6 protein-coding genes are annotated in these 6,992 nt (G+C 63.5%); 1 reads left to right on the top strand and 5 read right to left on the bottom strand.

Annotation, left to right across the window (positions count from 1 at the left end; translation table 11 throughout):
- Positions 1-103 precede the first annotated feature (103 nt).
- The 4 genes from AOQ71_RS14890 to AOQ71_RS14875 all read right to left on the bottom strand — a co-directional run bounded on the left by AOQ71_RS14890 (position 104) and on the right by AOQ71_RS14875 (position 5,066).
- The gene (locus AOQ71_RS14890) at positions 104-1,318 is read right to left on the bottom strand and encodes a substrate-binding protein (protein WP_057747435.1); all 1,215 of its coding nucleotides are present in this window, start codon (positions 1,316-1,318) and stop codon (positions 104-106) included.
- A gap of 4 nt (positions 1,319-1,322) precedes the next feature.
- On the bottom strand, positions 1,323-2,180 hold the full coding sequence (locus AOQ71_RS14885; RefSeq protein ID WP_057747434.1) for a branched-chain amino acid ABC transporter permease: 858 nt from the start codon (positions 2,178-2,180) through the stop codon (positions 1,323-1,325).
- A gap of 36 nt (positions 2,181-2,216) precedes the next feature.
- Positions 2,217-3,731 (bottom strand): amidase, encoded by a 1,515-nt coding sequence (locus AOQ71_RS14880; RefSeq protein ID WP_057747433.1) that lies wholly within the window; start codon positions 3,729-3,731, stop codon positions 2,217-2,219.
- A gap of 150 nt (positions 3,732-3,881) precedes the next feature.
- Positions 3,882-5,066, bottom strand: coding sequence for a substrate-binding domain-containing protein (locus AOQ71_RS14875; protein ID WP_057747432.1), 1,185 nt, complete (start codon positions 5,064-5,066; stop codon positions 3,882-3,884).
- 180 nt (positions 5,067-5,246) lie between these two features.
- Here AOQ71_RS14875 and AOQ71_RS14870 point away from each other — a divergent pair, with 180 nt between their 5' ends.
- Positions 5,247-5,681: a MarR family winged helix-turn-helix transcriptional regulator gene (locus AOQ71_RS14870; protein ID WP_057747431.1), complete on the top strand. Its 435-nt coding sequence runs from the start codon at positions 5,247-5,249 to the stop codon at positions 5,679-5,681.
- Positions 5,682-5,958: 277 nt separating this feature from the next.
- Here AOQ71_RS14870 and AOQ71_RS47815 read toward each other — a convergent pair.
- A partial coding sequence (locus AOQ71_RS47815) for a preprotein translocase subunit SecA (protein WP_245316881.1) occupies positions 5,959-6,992 on the bottom strand: 1,034 nt, incomplete at its 5' end.

The following is a 6,992-nucleotide window of genomic DNA, read 5'->3' as shown; positions in this document are numbered from 1 at the left end:
GGGGATCGCCTGTTTCACTGCGCTCATAGATTTCAGCATTTCGAACTAAAGCACCTTGTGGCGGACGCTGCACCTCTCCCCGTCGGGGAGAGGTGCAGAAAGATCAGCATTCCTTGGGATCGACGAGGCCGTCGCTGCGACCGACGATCTCGTAATTCCCGCCCTTGGCGACCGCCGTGTACATCTTCATCTTGCAGTGCCGCTTGCCCGGCACCATCTCGGCCGGTCCGCCCGGACCTTCGGCGATCTTGGCGTGATCGAGCGCGGCTGCAACCGAGTCACGGTCGATCTTGCCGGCTTCCTTGACGGCGGCCTCCCACAGCTTGAGGCCGCGATAGGTGCCGGTCGCCGCGCTGCCGGCGGCGAACAGGAAGTTGCCTGGAAAATCCTTCTCGTAAGCCGCCTGGATCTTGGCGTCGAACGGGTTCTCCTTGGTCAGCACCTTGAAATAGTCGAGGCAGCTCGCAAGGCCCTCGATCTCGCTCGCCTGATTGATGTTGAGCGTGTTCTCGTCATAGTAGACGCAGGCGAGACGCCCGCCGTTCTTGAGGAAGCCGGCTTCATAGAGCTGCTTGAAGAACGGACCGACGCCAGGCGGGATGACGGTGTTGAAGACGACGTCGACCTTGTTGGAGATGATCCGGTTGACGGTCGAGGAGAAGTCGATCTGGTCGAGCGGATAGTATTCCTCGAACACGACCTCGCCGCCGTTCTGCTCGATCACCTTGCGGGCGTAGACGTTGAGCGTGTGCGGCCAGACATAATTGGCGCTCGGGAGCGCGAACTTCTTGCCGCCATTCTTGATCAGCCAGGGAATGAACTCGTCGCATTGCTGTGCCGGCGTCGGGCCGGTGCAGAACAGATAGGGCGTGCACTCCTTGCCCTCGTAGAGCTGCGGATAGATATAGAGCGTCTTGCCGCGCGCCACGATCGGGTCCTTGATCGCGTTGCGCATCGACGAGGTGATGCCGCCCAGCACCATGTCGACCTTGTCGCGCTGGATCAGTTTTCGGACGTTGCCGACGGCGACCGATTCATTCGACGCGGTGTCCTCGATATAGAGCTCGAGCGGACGACCGAGCAGACCGCCTGCAGTGTTGATGTCCTTGATCACCATCTTGGCGACATTGGCGTCGGCATTGCCGGCATAGGCGATCGGTCCGGTGAGGTCGGTGGCGATGCCGACCTTGATCGGGGCTTCGGCCGCGTTGGCCCAGGGCGCCGGGACCACCCAGCTGCCGACCCCGGTTGCGACTGCGCCGGAGGCAAAAGCGAAATTGGACAGGAAGCGGCGGCGTGAGAGTTGACGATCGAACATATGACTAAACCCCTTTTCCAGCGATGAGGCCCTGCGGCCGGAATTTGATGAAGGCAATTGCGAGCACGAAAACGAGGACATCGGCGACCACGGGCGCCATGATCCATGGCAGCGCGGCGCTGAGCGTGCCGATGACGCCGGCACCGGCGACCGGACCAATGAAGGAGCCGACACCGCCGACCATGACGGCGACAAAGCCCTGGATCAGGAAGCGGATGCCGAGATCGGCATAGAGGCTGAACACCGGAACGATCAGCGCGCCGGCAAGGCCGGCCAGCGCCGACCCGAAGGCAAATGTGGCGCCGTACATCAGCGGCGTCGAAATGCCCGACGCACGGGCCAGCGACGGGTTCTCGAGCGTGGCGCGCATGCGCAGGCCAAAGCTGGTGCGCGACAGCAGCAGATAGCAACCGGCCATCACCAGGAGCGTGATGACGATGATGGTGAAGCGCCAGGCCGAGATGTGCATGGTGCCGATGTCGATCGAGCCGCCGATCGGCTCGGGCACGGTAAGATAGAAGCCGCCGATCAGCCCGCGCACGGCTTCGCGGATGATCAGGCCGAGCGCATAGGTGCCGAGCATGGCCACGATCGGCGCGGCATAGAAGCGGCGGATGATCAGGGCCTCCAGCACGAAGCCGAGCGCGCCGACCAGGAAGGGTGCGGCGACCATGCCGGCCCAGATCGGCAGGCCCCTGGAATAAGCGAGATAGGTGGTGTAGGCCCCGAGCAGGACGAACTCGCCCTGCGCGAAGTTGAAGATGCCCATCATGCTGGCGATGATCCCGAGCCCCAGCACGATCAGGACGATGATCGCGCCAAAGCTCAGGATCTCGAACGCTGCGACGAACGCGTTAGCCATGCGATAGAGCCCCGCCCGTCTGTATCGACACTTCGCTCACATCTTCTTCCAGTCGCCGATCTGCTCGAACGCATGCGCGGCGCGGTAGATCGTGGATTCCTCGAACATGCGGCCGACCAGCATCAGGCCGGCGGGCAGGCCGTCGACCATGCCGCAGGGCAGCGACATTGCGGGATGATGCGTGATGTCGAACGGCGCGGTGTTGGAGATCATCTCCAGCGCGCGGGCGACGTACTCCTCGCGGCTGGCATTGGGCTCCGGCAGCTTGCTCGCCTTCATCGGCGTGGTCGGCATCAGCAGCAGATCGTAATCGCTGAATGCCTTGTCATAGGCCGCGGTCAGCCGCCGCGAGATGTTCAGCGCCTTGCCGTAGAAGCGAGGGCCAAAGTTATTGTTGATGTAGGTGCCGAGCATCATGAACAGTTTCGTGGTCTCGGACAGCGAGTCGGCCTGTCGGCGCCAGCCGCGATGAAAATCCATCAGCGAAGTCGAATAGAGATCGCCGCGGCTGAGCCCGTAGCCATCGCCAAACATCATGGTCTGGGTCAGACCTTCGGTGCCGATGGGCGTCCAGATCGCCCCGCCGAGGAGATGCATCGGGATCGACACCGTCTCGACGCTGGCGCCAAGATCCTTGAAGCGCTTCGCCGCCCCGCGAACGCTTTCATTCACCGCAGCCTCTGCGCCCGGCTGCTCGAAGCCCTCCTTGAGGATGCCGATCTTCATGCCCTTGACGCCCTGGCCGAGCGCCTTGGTGTATTCCTCGACCTTCGGCGCCTTGATGCGCGGATCGTAGCCGTCATCGCCGGCGAGCACTTCGAGCAGCAGCGCGTTGTCGGCGACGCTCGCCGTCATCGGACCGGTATGATCGACGTAGATCTCGATCGGCATGATGCCGGTGTAGGGCACGAGGCCCCAGGTCGGCTTCATGCCGTAGACGCCGCAGAACGAGGACGGCATGCGGATCGAGCCGCCCTGATCGCCGCCGATCGCCATGTCCACCTCGCCGAGCGAAACCACGACGCCCGAACCTGACGACGAGCCGCCGGCCGAGTAGCCCATCTTGTGCGGATTGTGCACCGGCCCGTAGGAGCCGGTGTGGCTGCCGCCCGACAGGCAGAAATGCTCGCAATGCACCTTGCCCTTGATCTCGGCGCCGGCATCCAGCATGCGCGTGACGATGGTGGCATCGAAATCGGGCACATAACCTTCCAGGGTCGATGAGCCGTTGGTCATGGGAACGCCGGCCAGCATGATGTTGTCCTTCAGGGCCACCGTCTTGCCCTTGAGCTTGCCGCTCGCCGCACCCTTTACTGTCGATTTGCGATACCAGGCATTGCGAGGGTTCTCCTCCGCAGAGGGCCGGTAGCCCGGCGTGCGCGGGTATTTCACCTCGGGCAGCTCGTCGGGCATCGCGGCGACGAGATTGTAGGCCTCGATCGAGCCCTGCATCAGGCCGCGGAACGAGGCGACATCGTCATCGGTCAGCGAAAGGCCGCACTGCTCGGCGACGCTGCGAAGCTGGGCTGGCGTGGGAAGGACAACTGTCACGGCGCTCTCCTGAAGTTTCTTGAAACGAAGATGGGCGTGGCCGCCCCGGCGCGGCGACCCACCGGTCCCGCTGAAACATTCAAAAGGGAAATATTTTCCTTTTCAAGTATTATTTTGCGGAAGCCTCCCTGGCGGATTGCCCGGCGCGGGTCAGATCGGCTTGATCAGCTTGAAATCGAGGCCGTCGGCCTCGGCGAGATGCATCGGCATCCGTGCGCGCCCGTCGCGAACGGTGACCGTCCCCCGCGCGCCGCTGTAGACGATGTTGCGGCCGGCTTTGAGCATCGGCCCCACCGCCAGTGAGCCGGCCTTGTTGGCAACCGCTTCGAGGAAACGCATGCCCTCGTAGCCGGACTGTCCGACCGAACCGATCGGCGGCGCGTTCGGCCCGAACATCGCGCGATAGCGGCTCTGGAAGTCGTCATTGGCAGGCGCGCCGGTGCCGGTGAAATAGCCGGAGGCGCAGAACATGTTCTCGCTGTTGTCGGCGCCGATGCCTAGCAGCACGGTGTCGTCCATGGCGCCCGCGAACCGCAGCGTGGTGGCGCCCAGGCCGCATTCGCCGAAGGCGCGGTTGAAGGTGCTGCTGTCGGTGCCGATCAGCGAGATCAGTACCACGTCCGGCCGCGCGGCACGAATGCGCGCCAGATGCGGCTCGTGATTGTCCTCGCCCAAGGGAACGAACTCCTCGCCGACGACGTGGCCGCCGGTTTCCCTGATGTAGTTCTTCACCGCGCGGTGCGACTGCCAGGGCCAGACGTAGTCGCTGCCGATCAGGTACCAGCGCTTTGCTTTCTTGATGTCGGCAAGCCAGTGAATCGAGGGCCGGCTCTGCCAGCGCGGCGTCTCGCCGATCGCCATCACGCCCGGCGTGCGCTCGCCGCCTTCATAGACTGGCGTGTAGATATAGGGGATGCGATGCCGCGTGGTGATGTCGCGCAAGGCAACGCGGACCGCGCTGGTGTGCAGGCCGACGATGAGATCGAGCTCGTCGAAGGCGATGGCCTGCTCGGCACGGGTCAGCACCTCGTCCAGCGGGCCGCCGGCGTCGTAAACGGAAAGCTCGATCTCGCGGCCGAGGATGCCGCCGCGCTTGTTGATTTCGGCAACGGCGAGCTGCGCGCTGTTGGTTGCGCAGGGGCCCCAGATCCCCGGCGATCCGGTGCAGCAGATGAAGCCGCCGACACGCAGCTTGTTGGCGCCGCGCCGCTTGAAAAGGGCGTGATCGCGCGGCGACAGCGCGCCGTCAGCCGCCGAAGACGACAGATTCCTGAACAGCAAGGACGGCGGCAACGCCGGACCGCCGTGAGCCGGGAAGTTTACCGTCGCGTGCACGCCAACTCCTGTCCGGTCCCAGACCTGAAAGCCCGTTGAGCAGGCGGCCGCGGCATCCGCCCTTTTGTTGGGCAATCATCCTATTTTGAAAATATTGAATATTCAACAATTGAAGTGCATATAGATGCAGCATTGATTGCAAGACATTCACTCAATTGGGTCAAGACGAAGTCTTCAGCCGTGGCAAAATCGAACGCTCCCATCACCGAACACCTCGCCTACCTGCTCGCGCAAGCCAACCGGGAGATCAACCGCCAGCTGGAACTGCGCCTCAGCAAGGAAGGAGTTCCCGTCGAGCAATGGCGCATCCTGAAAGTGCTGTCTGACGGCGATGGCCACTCCATGGGCGAGCTTGCGGACGCGGTGCTGCTCAACCATCCGACGCTGACCAAGATGATCGACCGCATGGTCTCCGACACGCTGGTCTATCGCGTGCAGGACCCCAACGACCGCCGCAAGGTGCTGATGTTCATCTCCGATCGCGGCAAGGTGCTGTGCAAGAAGCTCAACTCGCTCGCGGTGGACCAGGAAGAGCACATCCTGGAGAGCTACGGCGACAAGTCGACGAGCGAGCTCAAGCGGCTGCTGGAGAGCTTGATCGACAGCTCGAATTGAGCGGCGGCCGCGTCATGCTCAACAGCCGTAGCCCGGATGGAGCGAAGCGCAATCCGGGTTTTCTCTCGTCGCGTCAGGCTTCCCGGATTGCGCTTTGCTCCATCCGGGCTACGAAGTCGCGGGGATGATGTGATCGAAGCCGCACACCACGCACACAACTGTCATCGCCCGATTCAATCGGGCGATCCAGTATTCCAGAGACTGATGTGATTGAGCCGAGAAGCCGCGGCGTACCGGATGCCCCGCCTTCGCGGGGCATGACAGTATCGTCAAGTCGCTAAGCGTACCGGCCGTGGCAGTGCTTGAACTTCTTGCCGCTGCCACACGGGCAATCCTCATTGCGGCCGACCTTGCCCCAGCTGGCGGGATTCTTCGGGTCGCGCAGCGCGGCGTCGGTGTGCTGCGGGGCGAGGGTGACGCTGGCGAGGGCCATTTCATCTTCGCCGGTGCTCGGATCGAGCTTGTGCGCTTCCATCGCGGGCAGCACGGGGGCTTCCTGCTCCGGCGGCACGATCTCGACCCGCATCAGCTGCGCCGTGACGGCCTCGCGCAGATGCGCGCTCATCTCCTGGAAGAGGTTGAAGGCCTCGGTCTTGTACTCCTGCAGCGGATCGCGCTGGCCGTAGCCGCGCAGGCCGATGACCTGGCGCAGATGGTCGAGCATGATCAGATGCTCGCGCCAGAGGTGGTCGAGCGTCTGCAGCAGGATGGTCTTCTCGACGTAACGCATCACGTCGGGACCCCATTGCCCCACCTTGGCAGCCATGTGCTCATCCGCCTTGGTCTCGATGCGGTTGAGCAGTTCCTCGTCGGCGATGCCCTCTTCCTTGGCCCAGTCGTCGACCGGCAGGTCGAGATCGAGCACGCGCTTCAGTTCGTCCTTCAGGCCCGCGACGTCCCACTGCTCGGCATAGGCATGCTCGGGCACGTGCTTGGCGACGAGATCCTCGATGAAGGCGTGACGCATGTCGCTGACGGTCTCGGCGACGCTGTCGTCCTTCATCAGGTCGACGCGCTGGTCGAAGATCACCTTGCGCTGGTCGTTCTGGACGTTGTCGAACTTGAGCAGGTTCTTGCGGATGTCGAAGTTGCGCGCCTCGACCTTCTGCTGCGCCTTCTCCAGCGCCTTGTTGATCCAGGGATGGATGATCGCCTCGCCCTCCTGCAGGCCGAGACGCTGCAGCATGCTGTCGAGGCGGTCCGAGCCGAAGATCCGCATCAGATCGTCTTCCAGCGACAGGAAGAACTTTGAGCGGCCGGGGTCGCCCTGGCGGCCGGAACGGCCGCGGAGCTGGTTGTCGATGCGGCGGG

Source organism: Bradyrhizobium manausense (assembly GCF_001440035.1).
Taxonomy (GTDB): Bacteria; Pseudomonadota; Alphaproteobacteria; order Rhizobiales; family Xanthobacteraceae; genus Bradyrhizobium; species Bradyrhizobium manausense.
The sequence above is the reverse complement of the archived record's forward strand: the minus strand, read 5'-3'. Positions and strand labels throughout refer to the sequence as shown.

Excerpts from the sequence above, each read along its gene's own strand:
- AOQ71_RS14890 (WP_057747435.1), bottom strand. The coding sequence starts at position 1,318 with ATGTTCGATCGTCAACTCTCACGCCGCCGCTTCCTGTCCAATTTCGCT.
- AOQ71_RS14885 (WP_057747434.1), bottom strand. The coding sequence starts at position 2,180 with ATGGCTAACGCGTTCGTCGCAGCGTTCGAGATCCTGAGCTTTGGCGCG.